We start from the raw sequence: 20771 nt of genomic DNA on the forward strand, positions 1-20771 counted from the left end.
GCGGCGCCCTTTCGTTGCGGTGCAGCGTATCCGTCGAGCGCGGCGCAGTCCGTCGTGCGGGGCAGGGACGCCGCGTGATGAATAGGATGTCCACTTCCGGACTGCGCCGGTTCTGCCGCCTGTACGTCGCAGCCCTGTGTTCGCTGACGGCGTTCGCCGCCGCAGCGCAAGACGAGGCCTGCACCGAGGCACCGCGCGTCGTGGCCGAGCTGAGATCGGCGTGGACCGTGGCAGGCCCGTCGGTCGAGGCGGCGCGCAATGCCGGGTCGGTGCCGGTGATCGCGTACGCGCGGCGGGTGAGCGTCCGCCTGCAGCCGGAAGGCGAGGTGGCGCTGCGGGCACCGGGCCGGCGTACCGCCGGCCACGCCGGCATGGTGGCCTTCACGGTACCGTCGGCCGGCACCTACCGCGTCATGAGCAGCGAGCGCGCCTGGATCGAGGTGCTGTCGGCGGACGGACTGCCGCTGCCTGTTTACATGCGCCCGCTGCGCTGTCTGCGCGGCGAGGGCGTGCAGAAGGAACTGATCTACCGGCTCGATGCGGGCCAGCGCTACACGCTGGAAATGAGCGCCGTGGCCACACCGGGGCTGGACCTGCTGATCATCGCGGAGCCGGCGCCATGAGCACGATGAGCGAAAGCTTCGCCACCGCCGGCAGTCTGATCGTCGCCGCCGACGCCAATCTGCTGCACATCGTCGCGCTCAGCCTGCAGGTGAGCCTGACCGCCGTTTTCCTCGCCGCCTGTCTGGGCCTGCCGATCGGCGCTGCCGTGGCGGTCGGCCGATTTCCGGGCCGCAAGCCGCTGACCGTCATCCTGAACGGCATGATGGGTCTGCCGCCGGTGGTGATCGGCCTGCTGGTCTATCTGCTGCTGTCGCGCGCCGGCCCGCTCGGTTCCTTCGGCCTGCTGTTCACGCCGACCGCGATGGTGATTGCGCAGGTCGTACTGATCACGCCCATCATCGCGGCGCTGTCGCGGCAGATCGTCGCCGACGCCTGGCGCGACTACGAGGAACAGCTGCGCTCGCTCGGCGCGTCAACGCCGCGCGCCGCGCTGACCCTGCTGGTCGATACCCGCTTCTCGCTGTCCACCGCGGTGCTGGCCGGTCTGGGGCGGGCGGTGGCGGAGGTCGGCGCGGTCATGATCGTCGGCGGCAACATCGACGGCGTCACCCGTGTCATGACCACCAGCATCGCCCTCGAAACCAGCAAGGGCGACCTGCCGCTGGCGCTGGCGCTGGGCTTCATCCTGATTTCCATCGTGCTGATACTGAACGCGCTGGCGCACGTGGTGCGCGAATGGGCGGTGCGACGCCATGGCTGACGCACTACTCGCGCTTGAATCGCTGCGCTACGACGCCGACGACCGCTCGCTGATCCGCGACGTGTCGCTGCGCATCGAAGCGGGGCGGCGCACGCTGATACTCGGCCCCAACGGTGCGGGCAAGAGCGTGCTGATGCGCCTGATGCACGGACTGATCGAACCGACCGCCGGCCGCATCCTGTGGAACGGCGGCAGCGGCACGCCGGTGCAGGCGATGGTGTTCCAGCGCCCGGTCATGCTCCGCCGCAGCGTGCTCGACAACGTGAGCTACGCGCTCTACCTGGCCGGTGTGCCGGCCGCCGAGCGTCGCACGCGCGCGCTCGACGTGCTGGAGCGCGTCGGCCTCGCCGCGCTGGCCAACCGCCCGGCGCGGGTGCTGTCCGGCGGTGAGCAGCAGCGGGTGGCGCTGGCCCGCGCCTGGGCGCTGCGCCCGCGCGTGCTCTTCCTCGACGAGCCGACCGCCAGTCTCGACCCCGGTGCCGCGGCCGAGGTGGAACGCATCATCCGCGTCATCGCCGACGACGGCTGCTCCATCGTCATGGTCACCCATCACCTTGGCCAGGCTCGTCGCCTGGCCGACGACATCGTTTTCGTCGACACCGGCCGCATCACTGAACACACGCCGGTGGCCGACTTCTTTGCCGCACCACGCTCGGCTGAAGCCGGGCATTACCTCAGAGGAGAGCTTTCATGGACCTGATCCGCCGTTCATTCATCGCCACCGCCGCGGTTGCCGCCCTCACGCTGGCGGCCCCGTTCACCCACGCGGCCGACCGCTTCATCACGGTGTCGTCGACCACCTCGACCGAGCAGTCGGGTCTGTTCAAGCACCTGCTGCCCATCTTCCAGGCCAAGACCGGCATCGAGGTGCGCGTTGTCGCGCTGGGCACCGGTCAGGCGCTGGACATGGCACGCCGCGGTGATGCCGACGTGGTATTCGTCCATGACAAGGTGGCGGAGGAGAAATTCATCGCCGAGGGCTATGGTGTGAAGCGTCAGGAGGTCATGTACAACGACTTCATCCTGGTCGGCCCGAAGTCGGATCCGGCCAAGGTGGCTGGTGGCAAGGACATCACCGAGGCGCTGAAGGCCATCCAGGCAGCGCAGGCCCCCTTCGTGTCGCGCGGCGACAAGAGCGGCACGCACGCTGCCGAACTGCGCCTGTGGAAGGCAGCCGGCGTGGACCTCGACGCAACCAAGGGCGCCTGGTACCGAGACACCGGCTCCGGCATGGGCCCGGCGCTGAATACCGCGGCGTCGATGAACGCCTACATCCTGGCCGACCGCGGCACCTGGCTGTCGTTCAAGAACCGCGCCGACCTGACCATTTCGGTCGAGGGCGACAAGCGTCTGTTCAACCAGTACGGCGTCATCCTGGTCAATCCGGACAAGCACCCGCACGTGAAGAAGGCCGACGGTCAGGCCTTCATCGACTGGGTGGTGTCGGCCGAAGGCCAGAAGGCGATCGCCGACTACAAGATCGACGGCCAGCAGCTGTTCTTCCCGAACGCGGCCAAGTGATCATGCGCGCGCTCATCGTGGCGGCCTGCACTTCGCTGCTGGCCGGCGTGGCGCAGGCCGACGGTGCGTCGGTGCATGCGGCCGGCAGCCTGAAGTCGGTGTTCACCCAGCTGGGCAAGATGTATGTGGAGCAGGGCGGGGCAGCGCCCCGCTTCGAATTCGGGCCGAGCGGCGTACTGCGCGAGAAGATCGCGGCCGGTGCCAAGGCCGACGTGTTCGCGTCGGCCAACATGACGCACCCGCAGACTTTCGTCGATGCCGGCAAGGCAGCCAAGGTCGAACGCTTCGCGCGTAACGAGCTGTGCCTGCTGGTGCGACCGGGCCTGACGGTCACCCCGGAGAGCGCGCTCGACGCCATGTTGGCTCGCGATCTGAAGCTCGGTGTATCGACGCCCAAGGCCGACCCGGCAGGCGACTACGCGGTGCAGATGTTCCAGCGCGCCGACGCACTCCGACCGGGCATCGGCCGGGCGCTGGCGGCGCGCGGCAGGCAGCTCACTGGTGCCGCAGATTCGGCGAAGCCGCCAGCGGGGCGCAACGTCTACGCCTGGGTGGTGGACGACGGCCAGGCCGACCTCTTCGTCACCTACTGCACCAACACGCGGCTGGCACGGCGCGAAGTGCCGGCGCTGCAGGAAGTGGCACTGCCGCCGGACCTGGCGGTCGGCGCGGACTACGGACTGGTCGTGCTGTCGGCGCCGGGCAGCGAGGGCGAGCGTTTCGCCCGCTTCCTGCAGTCGGACCCTGCGCGCAAGGTGCTGGCGGCCGACGGCTTCTCGCTGCCCTGACCTTCAGCGTGGCATCCAGCCCAGGCCGGCGACCGTATCGCCGGCCGGGACGTATTCCGCGCTGACCCAGCCGGTGTAGCCGATGCGGTCCAGCCAGTCGAACAGGAAGGGGTAGTTGATCTCGCCGCTGCCCGGTTCGTGACGGCCCGGGTTGTCGGCGATCTGCACGTGGCCGATGCGCGCCAGTTCGCGCTGCAGCGTGCGGGCGAGATCGCCTTCCATGATCTGCATGTGATAGACGTCGTACTGCAGCTTCACGTTGGGCTCGCCGACGCGCTCGATCAGCGCCAACGTTTCGGCCGAGCGGTTCAGCAGGAAGCCCGGCATGTCGCGGTCGTTGATCGGCTCGACCAGCAGCTCGATGTTTTCCCGCGCCAGCGCGCGCGCCGCGAAGCGCAGATTGCGCTCCATTACTGCCATCAGCTCGCTGCGTTTGGCGCCGGCCGGAGCGATGCCGGCCAGGCAGTTGATGCGCCGACAGCCAAGCGCGCGGGCGTAGTCGATGGCGCGGCCGACACCGTCCTCGAATTCGGCGACGCGTTCGGGCAGGCAGGCGATGCCGCGTTCGCCCGCGGCCCAGTCGCCCGGCGGCAGATTGAACAGCACCTGCTCCAGGCCATTACTCCGCAATTCCTCGGCCAGCACGGCGGGCGGTTCGGCGTACGGAAAATGGCATTCGACGCCGCGAAAACCGGCGCGCGCGGCGGCGGCCCAGCGCTCGGCGAAGGGGTGTTCGGTGAACAGCAGTGACAGGTTGGCGCAGAAGCGGGGCATGTGACGGGATCTCCGGCGGGGCAACGATTCTAAATCGGGTCGGCGCGTGCGTTGCCGGGGGCAGGGGAGTATCGTCCCTGCTTTCGCGGTTTTCGTCGTTCTGTCACAGATGTCCCCCTCCCTGAATACCGGCACTTTTGCCCGCGCGCTCGCCGAGAACGTCGCGGCCCACGATTTCTGCTTCCTGCCGTCGGCACAGGTACGCGATGCGCTGTCCAGCCTGCGTTCCGGCTGGCGTGCTGACTGGGACGTATTCGCCGCCAGCTGGGGCGATCTGGAAACCGATACCTATATGGCGGACGGTGGCCGCTACCGTCGCCGCCGCTATGCGGTGCTCAGCGCGCCGGCCGACGGATTGCGCATCCAGTTCGAACCGCATCAGCCGCATTACCAGAGCCTGGACTACAACACGCTGAATGGCGGCGTCGAGCGCCACTTCGAACCGGTGCGGCCGCAGGTACTCGGCGGCTCGACCATGCAGACGGTGGCGCAGTTCGGGCTGTCGGTGTTCCAGCGCCTGCACCCCGGTCACGACGCGCATATCGAGGTACATCAGTTCCGCATCGAGGCGCGCGCCGAAGGCGAGGGCAAGCCGACGCCGGAAGGCGTGCATCGCGATGGCGTCGATTTCGTGCTGGTCATGATGGTCCGGCGGGAGAACGTTGAGAGCGGCACCACGGAAATCTTCTCGCCCGAAGGCAGGCGTCTGGACAGTTTCACGCTCACGGCGCCGTGCGACGCGGCGCTGGTCAATGACCAGCGGGCGCTGCACGGTGTGACGCCCATCCATCCGCTCGATCCGTCGAAGCCGGCCTGGCGCGACGTGCTGGTCGTGACCTACCGCCGGCGTCCGGCGGCGCAAGGCTGAGCATGTCGGACCTGAACGATCCGCGCGTCTTCTTCGCCGCCGAGCGCACCTTGCTCGCGTGGTCGCGTACGGCGCTGGCACTGATGGCCTTCGGTTTCGCCATCGAACGCTTCGCACTGTTCGTCGCGATGCTGGGCAATCAGAAGACGCTCAACGGTGCGCCGCACGGCTTGTCGTTCTGGATAGGCGTCGCGCTGATCGCACTGGGCTCGATTTCAGTAACGCTGGCGGTCGTGCAGTACCGGCGCGTGCTGGCGACGCTGAAGCCGGTGGAAATTCCTGACGGCTACATGAGCGGACTCGCGTCGTGGACTTCGCTCGCGGTCGCGGCGATCGGCGTTGCACTGATCGCGCACCTGTTCACTTCGTCCTGAATTTTCGCTTTTGGACGTCAGAGGAGCGGGCGGCGAATCATTTCGGTTCAAGGTGTTGAGATCGTAATCTCATCCCTTGATTAAAGTTCTGAAAACAGTAATTTTCAGAACCACTGATATTGGGCGTGTCAGTGCGTCCGATTCATCTGAAACATCCACAACCGCCGTCCGACCCCGACCGATCGCTGTTCCGGCCCGGTCTTTCCGGCCGCGCGACTACGGCCGGAACGGCTGGATTCCGCCGCCTACGTAGATCTGCGTGACCTGTCCGTCTTCGCCAGCCGAAAAGCTGACCGGCACATTGGGCGGAATGTCAGCGAGCTTCAGCGCCTTGCGCACGTTGCCGCGACCGTCGTCGATGAAGATGACGGTGTTGGCGTTCGCCTTGTATCGCTTGCCGCCTATCATCAGCGTACCCGATGCGCTATCGACACCGCCAACCGTGCCGCGCGATTCGTACAGCGAAGGATTGGCGACCGGCGACAAGGGTTCGGCGGCATACGCGCCTCCGGTGGTGGCCAAGCACAACAGTGCTGCGATCAGAGCTTTCACGATCAGTCCCTCAATATCTCTTTCCACGATACGCGCCCGGAACGCTGGCCGTCCGACACCCGGCGTGACTGTGCATTGCCGTCCGAACCGCCGACGATCTGCTGCTTGCCCAGTTGCAGCGGACTGCCCGGCAGGCTGTCCGTGCTGTAACCACTGCCGACCACCTTGCGGTTAGTGCCGTCGCCATTGGCCTGATTGACCTGGTCGCCGGCATCGACGCCGCCGTCGCGGTTGAAGTCGAACACGTCGAAATCCTGACGACCGCCGGTGAATGGATTCACACCCAGTACCCAGCCGCGGCCGCCCGGCTCGCAGGGATCGTCACTCGGGATGAGGGTGCTGGCGAACAGCGTGCTTGCACCCAGCACCGGTGCGAAAACCATGCGTTCTCCTTCGGCACCGGCGGTCGGCGAGGTCAGATCGATGTACCAACCGCGCTTGTTGGTCATCGTGCTGCCGCCCGTCGTATCGCCGGGCTTGGAAATGACGCGATAGCGGTCGCCCTGCCCCGTCGCGCCCTCTTCCAGAATGATCCGCTGCGCCAGATTGCCGCGGCCGCCGATGGTGCTGCCGGTGTCGTTCACTCCGTACCAGGTCTGGGTGGCCGTGGTCGACAGATCGCCGGTCGACAGGTAGCGGCCGGTGCCGAAGAACACCCACAGCTTACGGTCGGCCGGATTGAACCCGACGCTCACGCCGCCGGTGATCGGCTGCACCGCGTTGCTCGCGCTGCGTGCGGTGAACAGCGGCTCCGGTGCGGTCGCGGTGCCATAGGCAACGCGCCACTGCGCCGGCGCAGCGTTGCTCAGGTCGAATTTCCACAGATTGCCGAGCAGGTCGCCGCCGTAGACCAGATCGGTATCGCCGTCACGATCGACATCGACGCCCTCCACTGCCGCCAGACCGTTCGGCGCGGTGCCGGAGCCGCGCAGCGTGTCGATGCGGGCGAGCAGCGCGCCATTGGAAATGTTGAGCACGAAAAGCTCGGCGCGCTCGTTGGCGCTGTTGTAGCCATTGCCGACGATGACCGCCCAGTTGCCGTCGTTGAGCCGGGTGATGACCGGTGTACCGGTGGTCTGGCCGAGGCTGGTGTGCGTGTATTCCCACAGCACCTTGTTCGCGGCGAAGCTGTCCGGATTGGTGATGTCGAGCGCGTACACGCTCTTGCCGCCGCGGCCCTGGGTGCCGACCAGCACGGTGCGCCAGGCGCCGCCGAAATACACCTCCGCCACGACGGCCGAGCCGTCGTTGATGTACTTGTGCGCGTAATCGGCGCTGGACAGCGTTTTCATCGTCGCCAGCGCGCCGCTGGGCACGTAAGCGAAACGCTCGTCACCGGTGCGTGCATCGAAGGCGTGCAGCATGCCGTCGTTGGCCGCGACATAGACCATTTCACGGCGCGAGGCGACCGCTGCGCGGTGGTCCTGATAGGTGCTGGCGCCAATCCAGCTGAAGCGGTCGAGCCGCAGGTCGGTCACCGCGCCGACATAGAGCGGCGCCGAATTGACGATGTCGCCCAGCACCGACTTCCGGTTGCGGTAGGTGCCGCCATTGCGTGCCTCGCCGGAGGTCACGCCGCGAAGATAGTCGAGCACGGCCGACGAGCCCAGCGTGGTTCGCTGTGGGGCGGTCAGGTTCGCCCACTGGAAGGGAATGCCGGCGCTGCCCGACCAGGTGTAGATGGAACGGTTGGCCGGCGTCGGCAGGTGTTCGGACGCCTTCCAGCTTGGCGTGGTCGCCAGCGTGCCGTCGCTCAGGATGCGGGTGGCCCACAGGTCGCCGGTCCAGTCGCCGCCGACGAAACGCGCCTGGAACAGCAGCGTGTTCGACGTGACCGATGTGCTGGTCGCCGCTACCGTGCCGCTGGACGCCACCCGCTCGCCGATGTCGGTCAGCATGGCCGACAGGCCGTCGATGAACTGCGTCGGGTTGGACGCATTCACGAAGCCGCCGCGGCCGTTCAGGCCGGCGTGCCAGAGATCGTCCAGCTTCGCCGGCGAACTGAGTGCCGGATTCGGCCAGCTCTTGGTGCCGGCGGTCAGCGCCGGCAGATCGGTGGCCGGGTCCAGCGTGCCGCTGGTGCCCAGCGACAGGCCGAAGGTCACCATGTGCTGCCAGTCCGCCGGATCGCGGGTGCTGGTCGGCACGTTGTTGGCGATGCCGGTGCGCAGATCGCGCTTGTAGTAGTACATGGCGACGTCGGCCAGCGTGTTGCTGTGCGAGTCGCGGTAGGGCAGCGGCTCGCTGCCGTCGGCGTTCTGGCTGCCGGCCGGCAGCGAAAAGTTGTCGCTCCAGTAGCCGTCGGTGGTCAGGATGGTGAAGGACTGGCGGCAGGCCAGCGGCTGCGGGTAGGCGGCGTCCTTCCACGGATCGTTGTTTCCGGTCGTGTTCTCGAAGTAGTTGCCGGCCCAGTTCAGCGCCGTGCGCAGTGGCGTGCCGCTGGTGCCGATATCGGTTTCGAACAGGCGCTGGAACCAGGTTTCGCGATTCGTGCCGGTGAAGGTTCCGTTGATCGGAATCAGCAGCTGGCCCTGGCCGTTGATGGTGCGGAAACCGACCCGGTAGTTGGTGCCGAGCTGGCCGAAGGCGATTGACGCGCCGGCGCGCGCGGCGAGGATGCGGCTGCGGTAGTAGCTGAACCAGTTGGCGAAGTTCTGCGTTTCCTGCGCGACCGTGCGGGTGACGCCATTGGGCCAGCTGAAGCTGGTGATCTCGACCTCCGCTGCGGTGACCGGATCACGCTTGTAGGCCCGCGTGCCGCGGATCTGGTACTTCGTGTAGTTGGCTGCACTGACGCGCGAACCGCTGCCGCGATAGATGTAGAAGGTGATCGGCCGGAAGGTCTGGTCGCACGGGGGACCGCAGGCATAGCTCGCGGAGTTCTGGTTGGTGCTCGTGGTGTTGTTGAACCAGAAGGCTGACTGCGTCTGCGAGGCCGTCAGATCGAGCGTGCCGCGCGAGGTGTCGGACGGGTTGTAGGGTGCCGCCGTCGGCGATACGTCGCCGAAGCTCACGCCGGTATGGCGTATCCAGGGCTTGTAGCTCGTCTGCGGGTTGTAGAACACCGCGTTGTTGTCCGGCGAGCGCGCGAAGAAGTTGTGAATGTTGTTGTCCTGGAAGGTCGGCACCTGCGACGTATAGTTGTTGCCGCCATAGAGCCGCGATGGAGGCGGGAACAGGTAGTAGGCGGAATAGAGGTTTTCGTCCGGCATCACCTCCCACTGCATCGAGCCGGAATCGTCGAGCAGGAACATCAGGTTGGGCGCCACCGAACTGCCCACCATGATGGGCGCGTCGGCAATGTCGACCGCGGCGCGCAGCGGCTGCTCGGCCAGGAAGGCCAGCAGCAGCGCTGCGAGGAATCGATGGAGGGCGGGAAGCGGATGCATGGTCATGGCCGGTAAGTGGTCTGCAGCAGCACCGACGGTCGGCCCGTTACCGGTGCGCTGCGCGCGGTGATGCGGTAGCGCGGTTTCAGGCAGTCGGCGGCGATGGTGGTGACCGTATCGCAGTCGGGCGTGGACGGCCAGATGCCGAGATCCTCGATGATGTACTGCGGCGCGCCAGCGGCCTTGGCGCGCGTGTCGGCGTCGGCGCCGTCCCACCACACCGAGGCGCTGGCCCAGACGGTGGCAGTCGACTCCCAGCGATTGGCGAAATCGTCCTCGCCCGGCGCCGGCTTCGGATAGAGGCCGCTGACCGTGCCATCGAACGGTCCGGCGGTGCCGGTGGCGAGCAGCGCCTCGGCCTCGCGCAGGGCCGATTCGGCCGCCTGGAAGGCGATCGCGCGGTCGTACAGGTTGGCGCTCATGCGTTCCTGCATGCCGGTGCCCCGCATGCTGGCCAGGCCGAGCAGCGTGATGGCGATCAGCAGCATCAGAGCCACCACCAGGGTGACGCCGCGCTGTGCATGAGCCGGATGCGCGGTCATGACATCCGGTTCCTGAGCGTGACGACGTGCGTCATGGTGCGCCGCACGCGGTCGGTCACCACCGCCGGGCGATCCGGTTCCTCTATCGTCAGACGCATGCGCACACCGGTCACCGCGTTCCAGTCGGTCACCGCCGATGCGGCAACGTAGGCGCTGCCGCCTTCGATCAGGTAGTCGAGCTGCAGGTCGATCACGCCGTCGAGCACCTCCTCGGTCACCAGCGACAACGTACCGGCGTCGTTCTGCGGCGCCACGCGGTAGAGCGAGCGCGTCGTCGTCGAGGTGCGGCCGGTGTTGCCGACATACCAGGCCAGCGACTCCAGCCGCATCACCACGGCGTTCGCCTCGAAGCGGTAGGTCTGGCCGGTCTGGCTGCAGTCGGGCGGGTTGGCGAAGCCGAGGCCGCGCGAGCAGTTGCCGGGCGTGCCGCCGGTGCCATGCGACACCGTGCTGTCGTCGGCCGCCGAAACCTGGAACAGGCTGGCCTGACTGAAATTGCAGACGATGGCCAGATCGCCGGCCGCCAGCGCGCTGTTGCGTGGACTCAGCGTCAGCACCTGGCTGGCGGTATCGTGAGCGGCCACCGTCTGCGGCTGGCTGCCACTGCGCATGATGTGCAGCGCCGCGGTGCCGGCCACGCGCTGACCGACGCCCGAACCGAAGGTCGCGCCGGCGAAGGCGTCGCTGCCGCCGTAGCCGCGCACGCCGCCGTTCCACTGCGTCCACCATAGCGACGACGGATTGGTCAGCACATTGACGAACTGCAGCGCGCCGCCGCAGGAATTGAGACCGGCCTCGCGGATGTCGCGGGCCAGCAGCTCGAAGGCGGTACGCGTCGATTCCTGGATGCGCGACAGGCCCTCGGTCGTGTCGTAGGTCTGGCGGTTGCTCAGCATCAGCGCGATGGCGGCGCCGATGATGAACAGCCCGAGCGTGAGTGCGATCATCAGCTCGATCAGCGTGCTGCCGCCCTGCCCTCGCGTACTCACAGCCGTGCCTCGATGCTGAAGGTCTGGTTGCTCAGGCCGCCCTGCGCCCGGCTGTCGTCCCAGCGCACGCTGATGACACAGCTGGCGGCGGCCCCTGCGCTGCAGGTCACGCCGCCACAGGCGGACGGCCCCATGCTGGTCTGCAGATCGGCCAGCCAGGCGGCAAGCTGGGTCTCCGGGAACGTGGAGCCGCCCGGTGATGCGCAGTCGTCGTCGAGCGCGAGGTTGTAGCTGCCGGCGCGCGCCGCCGTGACGTCGGCGCGTAGGCGGTCGATCATCGTGTAGGCTGCCATGACGGCCGCGCTGCGTTCGTAGGAACTCTGATTGGAACGCAGCGAGGCCATCTGCAGCGCGGCCATGCCGAGCATGCCGATGGCCAGCACGAAAATGGCGACCAGCACCTCGATCAGCGACATGCCGGACTGCCCCGCAGGCGCGCGCATCAGACGTCCTCCGGCGCGGCACAGGCGGCCGAGGTGGCGCGCGCCACGCTGACGCGGCTGCCACCGCCCAGCCTGACGTCGCGCGCGTTCTGCTGCATCGTCGCCGATGCCTCGCACAGCCGCAGCGTGGCCGTCTGCAGCAGGGTCTGGCCGGGCGCGCGCGCGAGGCCGTCGGGTCGGAACACGATGCGGTTACCGGCGCCGGCAAGCGCATTGCCGGACACGGTCTGAAGAAGGTTGCCGTGAAAGACGTGCGTGCGGATGAGCACCTCGTCCGGATTGCTCGCCGCGTTCGGGTTGTAGGTGCCGCTGCCGTCGGCATCGACGAATACCATCCAGCCGGCCCAGCGCCCGCCGCCGGCCACGCAGCCGGTGGCCGCGGCGACCGTGCCGCCGTCGATCGCGGCGCGGCAGAGGATGACGCGCCGGTTCACGCGTATCGCTTCGGTGCGCGTCTGCCCGAGTGCGGCGACCAGTTCGTTCGCTTCGCTGGCCAGACGGTTGAGCATGATCAGAGACTGGAAGGACGGCACCGCGAACGCAGCGATCACGGCCAGGATGGCGACCGTGATCATCAGTTCCAGCAGCGTGAAACCCGCCTGTGGATTGGGGCCGGACATGTGCGACGAGGTGAGGGACGATCAGTCGTATACGGCCTGCCCACCTTGCAGCTTGAGCGTCCCCTCGCCGGCGGCACGCCGTTCCGTGTCAATTTCGGTGTCTGCCACTCACTTCCAGCAGGCGGTCACACCGGCCGCGGTCGAACAGCGCGCAGCCGAACCGGACGCGCCCTTGGTGCCCGTCTGGTTCAGCGTCAGCACGCACCCGCACTTGCTGTCGTTGTTCAACTGGGCGTTGAGGGGCGTCGCAGTGATAGCGAATGCGCGCGGCGTGTCGTCGTCGATGTCGGACGCGAAGGTGTAGAAGCCGGCCAGATCGGTGACGCACTGCCGCGTGTTCAGGTTGGTACCGCCGCCGACGTAGGACAGCGTGGTGGTGAAAAAGCGTTCGAGCGCCTGCGCCTGTTCGGACAGGCAGGCGGCGGCCGTCGCGCGCCGGCTGTCGATCACGTACTGCGTGTAGTTCGGATAGGCGATCGCCGCGAGGATGCCGATGATCGCCACCACGATCATCAGTTCGATCAGCGTGAATCCGCGCTGCAGGCGAGTGTTGTTGGCAGTGTTCATCTGTGTGTATTCCGTGTCAGTCGGCGATCAGTTCGCGCCAGGAAATCCGGCCGAAGCGGTCGGGCAGGTAGAGACGGGGACACACAATCCCGCCGGAGCACTTGCGTTCTACTCCTGTCTCTTGACCCCCTGTACCACCCGTACCGCTACCGCCAGCTCCGAGATCCGATGTGTTGATCAGCGCGTCTGAGGTGCCGACGCCGGAGCCCCCGCTTTGATTGCCTCCACTGCTACCCCCAGATCCCGAACTGCCGTCGCGCACGAAAATTGGGCTAGATGGCATGCCGTCGATGCGAAGAGCGCTGACGTAGTAATTGACGGTCGATTCACCGACAGTCACGGTCACCTGATCACGACCTGCAATCAGTTCGGAGTCGAACCGCCCGCCGGTGTAGGGGTTGATCGCCATGAACCAGCCGGATCCGCCCGGACTGCAGGGATCGTCGGCAGGAATTGCACTGGTTGCAAAAAGTGCCCCACCGAAAGTCTGCACGCCGAAAATGATGCGCTCGCCTGCCGCGGTGCCGCTCGGCGGAACCAGATCGAGATACCAGCCTTTGCGAGTGTAATTGCCGTCGGCGTCCGTGACCTCGGCGCCCCCTACGGTATCTCCGGGCGCGGAGATCACTCGCACGTCAAAGCTCGTTGTCGTCGTCTCGGTTTCGCCGTTGGCATTCTCTGTTTCAGACTCTGACGTCTGCCGGGTTTCGACGAGAACGACCCGCTGGGCCAGATCCGAACGGCCGCTCACCGGTGTCGTGGCGACGTTCGAGTAGCTGTCGTAAAGGCCGTACCAGGTCTGCACAGCGTTGCTCGTGCGGTCATCGTTACCGAGGAACTTGCCGGTGCCGAAGGACACCCAGCGGGTACTGGTGGACGGATCGAGCAGGAGCTCGACCTTCGAGGTGATCGGTTGCGGCGTGCCCGACGCATCCCGCGCCCTGAACAAGGGCAGCGGCGACGTGGGCGTTCCGAAGGACACTTTCCAGTCTGCCGTTGTGCTGGACGAGACATCGAAACGCCACAGATTCCCCCGCAGGTCGCCGCCGTAGATGTAATCGACATCTCCATCGTTGTCTTCGTCCCATGGAGTGACTTCGCCCAGGCCATTGCTGACGCAAGGATCGTCGGTCTCCGGGCACGCTCCGGTATCGATCTTCCTGATGAGTGCACCGGTGATCGCATTCACAACAAACAGGAAGCCCTTGTACTCGTTGCTGTTGTAGCCATTGCCCACCAGTACCGCCCACTCGTCGTTGTTCATGCGGGCAACAACCGGCTTGCCCGTGAACTTGCCGAAGTCGGCATCCGAAAACTCCCACATGACCCTACGGCTTGCAGCGTTCGTTGTCGGGACGGTGGGGTCGCTGACATCCAGCGCATAGAGTTGGCGCCCTCCTCGGCCGGTGGATCGGTGCGCCAAGCCCCCACGCTTCCCGCGTCGTACACCTCCGCTACGGTCAGTGCTCCATCGTTGATGAACTGGTGAGTGTAGTTGGGGCTGGTGAGTTGATACATCTGGGCCAGTGACGAGGAGGGCACGTAGGCGAAGCGCTCGACACCGGTGCTGGCAACGAAGCCGTGCAGCATGCCGTCGTTGGCAGCGACGTAAAGCATGGGCGTGCGAGTTGCGCTGAGGGTACGGTAAGTCTGATAGCTCGACGCCCCCGTCCACGCAAAGCGCTCGTAGGCGAAATCCTCCGGTTCCCCCACGTATATAGGCGATGAGTGAACGATGTCGCCGATCAGCGAGGACCGGTTACGGAAGGTGCCACCCTCGCTCGATTCTCCGCTACGCACCCCACGCAGGTAGTCGAGCACGGCGCTGCTGTTGCCAAGCGCCGCCTTTTGATCCGTACTCAGTTCGCTCCACACGAAGGGCACGGCAGTGCTTCCATTGCGCGTATATATGTTGCGACTGGCAGGGGCAGGCACCTGATCGCCGGCTCGCCACTCCGGGTTAGTCGAAATATCGCCGTTGCTGTCAATCAGGAAGGACCACACGTCACCGGTCCAGATTTCGCTGGTGAATCGAGCTTGAAAGACCCGGCTACCCTGACGCAACTGCGTAGCCGATACACCCAGATTAGAGGACGACGCCGTCCGCGCGACGATGGTATCCAGCGCGCCCTTGAGGCCGTCCGCAAATTCCTGTGGATCGCCCGCGTTGACGAACTTGCCTCGTCCGTTGATCGTCGCGTGCCAAAGGTCGTCGAGCTTCCCCGCATCCGTCGAAATGCTCGGCCAGGAAATTTCGCCGGAGGTCAGGCGTGGCAGATCGGTTGCCGTGTTCAGCGAACCGGTGAGACCGAAGGACACACCGAAGGTGTTCATGTGCTGCTTGCTGTTGCCGTCCTCCGGGGTGGTCGGAACATTGTTCTCAATGTCGGGCTGCAGATCCGTGTCGTAGTAGTACATCGCGATGTCTGCGAGCGTGACCGACTGCGTATCGGCATAGGGCCGCCCCTTGGTGCCGTCGGCATTGCCAGCGGTGGCGTAGATCGTACTGTTGTCGTTGTAATAGCCATCGGTGGTCAGGATGGAAAAACTCTGGCGGCAGCTCAGCGGCGCCCCACCCACGTTCGGCCCCCAGGGCGCCGAGGTCGAAAAGTAAGCTCCCGCGTTCCACAGCGATACGCGCAGCGGTGTGTTGCCGTCGGCGACCGCATCGAACAGGCTGGTGAAGAAGTTGCTGCGATTCGTGTCCGAGAAGGTGCCGTCGGTCGGAATATCCAGCCATCCCGTCGTGCCGTTGATGGTGCGGAAGCCCACCCGGTAATTCTGCCCCAGCGTCGAAAAGGCGTAGCTCACGCCACTCTTTGCTGCATTGATACGGCTGCGGTTGTACGTATACCAGTTGGCAAAGTTCTGCTTTTCCTGGTCCAGCGTGCGCGTGACGCCACCCGCCCAGTTGAAGCTCGTCACGGCTGTTTCGGTGCCATCCGCCATGTCCTTGCGAGTGGCGGCAGCGCCGACGATGCGATAACGATAGTAATTGGCCCGCTCGTAAATCGATCCCGTGCCCTTATGGACAAAGAAGGTCATCGGCGCGTAGGTCTGGGCGCAGGTGTCGTCCGGTTGCGTGTTGCCATCAGGCCCGTCCGGGCACGAGAAAGTGCGCGGCACCGCCGTTGAACTTGCGGAGAAAGTCGTGACCGTCGTGTTCGTCCGCCAGCGGAAGGTGTGGGTCTTCTCCGTCGTCAGATCAATCGTCGTCGTGGAGCCGGGGCGTATCGGAGCGGCCGTCGGCGAGGATTGGGCATAGGCGGTTCCGTCCGCGTTCGTCCAGGTACGGTAGGTGACATTGGGGTTGTAGTAGATGCGGTTCAGCGACGAGGACCGGAGCGCCAGATTGAAAATATTCAGGTCGTCGTAATCCGGCATGTACACGCTGGTGCTGCCGCTGTTGCGTATCGCCAGCTCGAAATCCCAGATGTCGCGGAAGTAGTCCGGCAGCGTCTCGTAAAGCATCGACCCTGAGTTGTCGAGAATCATCATGACGTTCGGTGCGGCCGTAACGTTCAGTACCAACGGCTGGTTCGAGATGTCGGTTTGCGCCTTCGCGGGCGACGACGCGGCAAAGGCGGCCACCAAGGCTGCGCTCAGCATCCCGGGGCGCCCGCAGGAACGGAAAAAAACGGCGGTCATGATGCGTACTCCGGTAGGGTTCAGGGCCGGTAACTTGTTTGAAGAACCACGTTGGGCAGGCCTTCTACGGGCGGCATGCGGGCAGTGACGCGATAGCGCGGACCGCGGCAGCTGGTGCTTCCTGACCGACCGCAGCCCGTGCCGTCCTCCGATTGACCCATGTATTCGATGATGTACTCGGGGCGTCGGTTGGCTCCGCCCAGCCGTGCCTTCATGTCGTCATCGACGCTGCCCCACCAGGTCGTGGCGGCTGCCCACTGCGTACTTGAATCCTTCCAGCGCTCGATATAGCTGACCGTCGGGGTGGTCGGCGTCTCGCCCTCCGTCTCGGGCGCGGACTCGGTTGCAGATGGCCCAGGGGCCGCGCAGCTCGGCGGTATGCCGTTGGGGGGACAGTAGAAACCATTGCTGTTGGTCACTACGGTGCCGGCAGAAATCCTCGCCTCTGCCTCGCGCAACGCGGACTCAACAGCCTGGAACGCAAGGCTGCGGTCATACAGGTTGGCACCCATGCGCTCCTGCATGCTCGAGCTGCGTATGCTGGCCAGCCCGAGCAATGTCATCACGATCAGCATGACCAGCGCGATCAGGAGTGTTGCACCTCTCTGCCGCGAACTGAATGGGACTGGACATTTCATGGCACGCGATTCCTCAGATTAACCACGTGTGTGAGCGTGCGGGTGAGTCTCGGGCGCGCAGCGTCAGTCGTCGTACCCGCCTCGGGCGACTCGATCGTCAGTTGTATCTCGATGCCGGTGACCAAACGCCAGTCTTCAACCCTCTCGGTACCGGTGCCCGATGCAAACCGATAAAGGCTGTCACTGTCATACATGTAGCGCATTTGCATGTCACGTACGCCTTCGACCACCTCCTCCGTCTGCACTACCGCGTTTCCGGCTCCGTCAGAGCGGATGCTGATACGGTAAAGCGACGTCGGGCTGTTTGTGGTCCCCGTGCGGCCATTGTTGCCGACATACCAAGCCACAGGTTCAAAGCGCATCAACTGCGCCCCCGGCTGGAATATCCGTGTAACCGCAGGCGTGCAGCTGGGGCGCACTCCCATGGCATCCGAGCAGTTACCCGGCACCCCTGTCTCGGCGGCATGTGCGACGGAATTTGCGCTGGCGTCGACGCTACTGGCCTGGAAGATCGTGGTGTCCTCGTAATCACATATCACGAGCAGATCACCCGCGACGAAACCGTGCGGCCGTCCGTTCGGCCTTTCCAGCGCAATGGAGCGAGCCGGAACATTCACGCCGGCAAGCGTTGTCGGAGCGCCACCGATGTTATGAACCTTCACCGGCAATGCGGTCGTCGCTCCATGCATCACCTCGATCATGTCCGTACCATCGACTCGCTGCCCTTCGGCAAGACCCGTAGTCACCGCTGACGATGCCTCATTACCGTCGTAGCCGCGCAGACCGTCATTCCAGTTCAACCACCACAAGTTGTCCGGATTTCGTAGCAGATTCATCACGCGGACGCCACCGCTACACGCGTTAATGCCAGCTGCACGAAGGTCGCGCGACATCAAGTCGAAGGTGATACGCGTCGCTTCCTGCACGCGGGCGAGTGATTCTGTAGTGCTGTAGGCCTGCCGGTTGCCAAGCATGAGAGAGAGCGCACCGACCGATAAGATAAGGCCCAGCGCCAGCGCGATCATCACCTCGACGAGCGAGACACCCACCTCTCTGTTTGCGTGCCGACTCATATACGTACATCCACTTCGAATACCTGCGCTGCGGCACCGCCACGGACACGGCTGTCATCCCAGCGCACGGAAATGCGGCAGAACACCGGGCTGCCCGCACAGTTGATGCCGCCGCACGCGCCTTCGCCCAGGTTTGCAGACAGCTCGCCGAGCCAACTCCGGATATCCAGAGACACCCGGTCATTTCCCTCGGGTACCGTGCACGCGCCCGTCGGAAGCGCACGGTTGTAGCTACCGTCCCGCGCCCACGCCTGATTACTGCGTATGCGTTCGACGATTGAACCCGCAGATATCACGGCCGCGTTGCGCTCGAAGGCGCTTTGGTTGGCCTTCATCGCCATGGTCTGCATGCCGGCGATGCCAAGCATTCCGAAGGCAAGCACGAACAGCGCAACCAGCACTTCGATCAACGATACGCCGCTCTGCCGAGACGCTTTGATTGAACAGATCATGCGCCCTCCTCCGTCGCTTCTGCTTCTTCAGCAGCGGCAGCCGTCCCGCAGGTCGTATCACTTGCACGTTCGACTGCCGTACGAGTACCCGATCGCAGTGTCACCCGGCGCACGTTATTCGACGTAAGCGTTCCACTGCTGTCGCAGATGTCTATCTGGGCGTTTTGGAGGGCAGTAGGCGCGGAAAGAGGTCTGGCCAAGCCGTCGGGACGAAACACGATGCTATTGCCGGAGGCTGCCAAATCAGCGCTCGAAAGGATGTTCAGGTTGGATGGTGCCATCTGCGCGCGCAAGCGCATCTCCGAATCACAAGCTCCTGTCGAGGTGGTTATGCCGACAAGTACCACCCACCCCTCCCACGGCTGTCTGTCATTCGTATTCACGCAACTCGCCGTGCCATCGCTGGCAAACGTGGCACGACAAAGCCGCGCTGAGCATTGCGTGCGCACCGCCTCCGAGCGCGCGAGATTCAGTCCGGCGAGCAGCTCGTTCGCCTCCGACGTCAGTCGGCTCGACGCGACGAAGCTCTGGAAGGCCGGCAACGCAAAGGCCGAGATGATCGCAAGCAGCGCCACCACGATCATCAGTTCGATCAAGGTGAAGCCATGCTGGGCTGACCTGGCAGGAATCATGAGCTGCAAGTCCATGCGGAGAATTTGTGACTTGAGGTTAAATCAGCGTCGCCGCAATCTCGACCCGGCGATGACGAACGGCAGAAGTCGTCGCCCGAACGGCGCCGCGCCGACCGCTTGCGTGAAATGCGTCACGCGCCCGCGGCGCCCTGCTCTGCTGCACAATGCGCACCGGACATCACACGCTCCCTCCTCATGACGACGCCCGAACTCGCCGCAGGCAAGCTGACCGAACATCCGCTGCGCTACAAGCTGAACAACGAACTGCACGCCCGACCGCCGGTGCCGGTCGCGCATCCGCAGCTGGTGTCCTACGTGGCGCTGATGCACGACGGCGTGCGCGAGGACGACGAACTTCGTCACCTGCAGGCGTTGGCCGACGCCTACGCGCGCCCGCTGCCGCAGGCCGAGGGTGGTCATCTGCAGCTCGACCTCGGTGACTTCAAGCTGAAGTGGGAGCGCCACAACGAATTCTCCAGCTACGCCTTCTTCCGCACGCCGACGGCAGGCGAGGACTGCGCCCGCGGCGCGCTGGCGTCCGTACCCGCCCACTGGTTCGACGGCCTGCCCGGATCGCTGATGGTGGCCACCCATATCGAATTGCGCTCCACCACCGAGTTGCCGCCACGCAGCGTGATGGACAGGCTGATCGCCAGCGGCCGGCAGGCGGTCGGCGCCCAGGTGTCGGATGGCGCCGCCTGGGTGTTCACCGACTTCATGCTGACCGACGGCTGGTCGCGCTACACCGTGCTCGACGAGCGGCTGACGCCGCGCCAGGCCGGGCGTACCGTGCAGCGACTGCTGGAGATCGAGACCTACCGCATCATCGCCCTGCTCGCCTTTCCGGTGGCCAAGGACGTCGGTCGCCTGCTCGGTCGCGCCGAGGGCGAACTGGCCAATCTGATGGACGGCATGGGCAGCGCGTCCAGCGCCGAGGACGAGCGCAGCGTGCTGTCGCACCTGACGCGCCTCGCCGCCGAGGTCGAGCACTCGGTCGCCCGCACTACCTTCCGCTTCGGCGCCGCCCAGGCCTATTACCGACTGGTGCGCAGCCGCATCGCCGAACTGCGCGAACAGCGCATCGAGGGCTTCCCGACCATAGGCGAATTCATGGACCGCCGGCTCGCGCCGGCGATCTCCACCTGTGAGGCGATCGCCCGCCGCCAGGACGATCTGTCCGGCCGCGTCGCGCGCAATTCGCAACTGCTGCGCACCCGGGTCGACATCGAACTGCAGCGACAGAACCAGGAACTGCTGGCGCAGATGAACCGGCGCGCGCGACTGCAGTTGCGTCTGCAGGAAACGGTCGAGGGGCTGTCCATCGTCGCCATCACCTATTACGCCTCGCAACTGGTGCAGTACCTGGCGAAGGGCATCAAACACGTGTTGCCGCTGAGTCCGGAGGCCATCACCGCGATCTCGATTCCGCTTATCGCCGGTCTTGTCGCGCTCGGCCTGCGACGCATGCGCCGCAAGCTTGCGGCGGAAGAAGGCGCGCACTGAGCGACCGCCCGCCGGCGACGGACCGTGACTGATCCGGACGCAAGCCCGATGCGCTCGGCATCGGTGCGCTCGCG

The 20771-nt window shown here is 65.5% G+C and carries 22 protein-coding genes; 8 read left to right on the forward strand and 14 right to left on the reverse strand.

What is annotated here, in order from left to right; translation table 11 throughout:
• Positions 1–86 precede the first annotated feature (86 nt).
• The 5 genes from METFAM1_RS0103940 to METFAM1_RS0103960 are packed head-to-tail and all read left to right on the forward strand — an operon-like array spanning position 87 to position 3633.
• Entirely contained in the window at positions 87–623 is a 537-nt protein-coding gene (locus METFAM1_RS0103940; protein ID WP_019918266.1) for a hypothetical protein, read from the forward strand.
• Complete coding sequence (locus METFAM1_RS0103945) at positions 620–1324, forward strand: ABC transporter permease (protein ID WP_019918268.1); 705 nt, start codon at positions 620–622, stop codon at positions 1322–1324. The genes METFAM1_RS0103940 and METFAM1_RS0103945 overlap by 4 nt, the downstream gene beginning before the upstream one ends.
• Positions 1317–2024 carry an ATP-binding cassette domain-containing protein gene (locus METFAM1_RS0103950; protein ID WP_019918269.1) on the forward strand — a complete coding sequence of 236 codons (708 nt, stop codon included), beginning with the start codon at positions 1317–1319 and terminating at the stop codon, positions 2022–2024. Before METFAM1_RS0103945 ends, METFAM1_RS0103950 begins: the two co-directional genes overlap by 8 nt.
• Positions 2015–2845, forward strand: a complete 831-nt coding sequence (locus METFAM1_RS0103955) for an ABC transporter substrate-binding protein (protein WP_019918270.1) — start codon at positions 2015–2017, stop codon at positions 2843–2845. Before METFAM1_RS0103950 ends, METFAM1_RS0103955 begins: the two co-directional genes overlap by 10 nt.
• Before the next feature lie 2 nt (positions 2846–2847).
• Positions 2848–3633 (forward strand): molybdate ABC transporter substrate-binding protein, encoded by a 786-nt coding sequence (locus METFAM1_RS0103960; RefSeq protein WP_232419646.1) that lies wholly within the window; start codon positions 2848–2850, stop codon positions 3631–3633.
• Between the two features lie 3 nt (positions 3634–3636).
• Here METFAM1_RS0103960 and hyi read toward each other — a convergent pair whose 3' ends face one another.
• On the reverse strand, positions 3637–4407 hold the full coding sequence (hyi, locus tag METFAM1_RS0103965) for a hydroxypyruvate isomerase (RefSeq protein WP_019918272.1): 771 nt from the start codon (positions 4405–4407) through the stop codon (positions 3637–3639).
• A 109-nt stretch (positions 4408–4516) separates the two neighbouring features.
• Between hyi and METFAM1_RS0103970 the strand changes: the two genes are divergently transcribed.
• The gene (locus METFAM1_RS0103970; RefSeq protein WP_019918273.1) at positions 4517–5275 is read left to right on the forward strand and encodes a 2OG-Fe dioxygenase family protein; all 759 of its coding nucleotides are present in this window, start codon (positions 4517–4519) and stop codon (positions 5273–5275) included.
• Positions 5276–5277: 2 nt separating this feature from the next.
• On the forward strand, positions 5278–5649 hold the full coding sequence (locus tag METFAM1_RS0103975; RefSeq protein WP_019918274.1) for a YidH family protein: 372 nt from the start codon (positions 5278–5280) through the stop codon (positions 5647–5649).
• Positions 5650–5865: 216 nt separating this feature from the next.
• Here the strand turns inward: METFAM1_RS0103975 and METFAM1_RS0103980 are convergent, their stop codons facing one another.
• The 13 genes from METFAM1_RS0103980 to METFAM1_RS0104035 all read right to left on the reverse strand — a co-directional run bounded on the left by METFAM1_RS0103980 (position 5866) and on the right by METFAM1_RS0104035 (position 19209).
• Positions 5866–6171, reverse strand: a complete 306-nt coding sequence (locus METFAM1_RS0103980) for a hypothetical protein (RefSeq protein ID WP_019918275.1) — start codon at positions 6169–6171, stop codon at positions 5866–5868.
• A 32-nt stretch (positions 6172–6203) separates the two neighbouring features.
• The gene (locus tag METFAM1_RS0103985; RefSeq protein WP_036271643.1) at positions 6204–9590 is read right to left on the reverse strand and encodes a pilus assembly protein; all 3387 of its coding nucleotides are present in this window, start codon (positions 9588–9590) and stop codon (positions 6204–6206) included.
• Between the two features lie 2 nt (positions 9591–9592).
• Entirely contained in the window at positions 9593–10132 is a 540-nt protein-coding gene (locus METFAM1_RS0103990) for a pilus assembly PilX family protein (RefSeq protein ID WP_019918277.1), read from the reverse strand.
• Positions 10129–11121, reverse strand: a complete 993-nt coding sequence (locus tag METFAM1_RS0103995; protein WP_019918278.1) for a prepilin-type N-terminal cleavage/methylation domain-containing protein — start codon at positions 11119–11121, stop codon at positions 10129–10131. The genes METFAM1_RS0103990 and METFAM1_RS0103995 overlap by 4 nt, the downstream gene beginning before the upstream one ends.
• On the reverse strand, positions 11118–11564 hold the full coding sequence (pilV, locus tag METFAM1_RS0104000; protein WP_024300441.1) for a type IV pilus modification protein PilV: 447 nt from the start codon (positions 11562–11564) through the stop codon (positions 11118–11120). The genes METFAM1_RS0103995 and pilV (METFAM1_RS0104000) overlap by 4 nt, the downstream gene beginning before the upstream one ends.
• Positions 11564–12184 (reverse strand): GspH/FimT family pseudopilin, encoded by a 621-nt coding sequence (locus tag METFAM1_RS0104005; protein ID WP_019918281.1) that lies wholly within the window; start codon positions 12182–12184, stop codon positions 11564–11566. Before METFAM1_RS0104005 ends, pilV (METFAM1_RS0104000) begins: the two co-directional genes overlap by 1 nt.
• Positions 12185–12292: 108 nt before the next feature.
• Positions 12293–12751, reverse strand: a complete 459-nt coding sequence (locus tag METFAM1_RS0104010) for a type IV pilin protein (RefSeq protein ID WP_019918282.1) — start codon at positions 12749–12751, stop codon at positions 12293–12295.
• Positions 12752–12767: 16 nt separating this feature from the next.
• Positions 12768–14129, reverse strand: coding sequence for a pilus assembly protein (locus METFAM1_RS21305; RefSeq protein ID WP_269745880.1), 1362 nt, complete (start codon positions 14127–14129; stop codon positions 12768–12770).
• The gene (locus METFAM1_RS21310) at positions 14012–16399 is read right to left on the reverse strand and encodes a pilus assembly protein (RefSeq protein WP_269745869.1); all 2388 of its coding nucleotides are present in this window, start codon (positions 16397–16399) and stop codon (positions 14012–14014) included. The genes METFAM1_RS21305 and METFAM1_RS21310 overlap by 118 nt, the downstream gene beginning before the upstream one ends.
• Before the next feature lie 20 nt (positions 16400–16419).
• Positions 16420–17037, reverse strand: a complete 618-nt coding sequence (locus METFAM1_RS0104020) for a pilus assembly PilX family protein (protein WP_024300442.1) — start codon at positions 17035–17037, stop codon at positions 16420–16422.
• Positions 17034–18110 (reverse strand): prepilin-type N-terminal cleavage/methylation domain-containing protein, encoded by a 1077-nt coding sequence (locus tag METFAM1_RS0104025; RefSeq protein WP_019918285.1) that lies wholly within the window; start codon positions 18108–18110, stop codon positions 17034–17036. The genes METFAM1_RS0104020 and METFAM1_RS0104025 overlap by 4 nt, the downstream gene beginning before the upstream one ends.
• Complete coding sequence (gene pilV / locus METFAM1_RS0104030) at positions 18107–18562, reverse strand: type IV pilus modification protein PilV (RefSeq protein ID WP_029644294.1); 456 nt, start codon at positions 18560–18562, stop codon at positions 18107–18109. The genes METFAM1_RS0104025 and pilV (METFAM1_RS0104030) overlap by 4 nt, the downstream gene beginning before the upstream one ends.
• Positions 18559–19209: a GspH/FimT family pseudopilin gene (locus METFAM1_RS0104035; RefSeq protein ID WP_019918287.1), complete on the reverse strand. Its 651-nt coding sequence runs from the start codon at positions 19207–19209 to the stop codon at positions 18559–18561. The genes pilV (METFAM1_RS0104030) and METFAM1_RS0104035 overlap by 4 nt, the downstream gene beginning before the upstream one ends.
• A gap of 180 nt (positions 19210–19389) precedes the next feature.
• Between METFAM1_RS0104035 and METFAM1_RS0104040 the strand changes: the two genes are divergently transcribed.
• Complete coding sequence (locus METFAM1_RS0104040) at positions 19390–20697, forward strand: DUF3422 family protein (RefSeq protein ID WP_019918288.1); 1308 nt, start codon at positions 19390–19392, stop codon at positions 20695–20697.
• Positions 20698–20771: the final 74 nt, after the last annotated feature.

The organism is Methyloversatilis discipulorum (assembly GCF_000527135.1).
Taxonomy (GTDB): domain Bacteria; phylum Pseudomonadota; class Gammaproteobacteria; order Burkholderiales; family Rhodocyclaceae; genus Methyloversatilis; species Methyloversatilis discipulorum.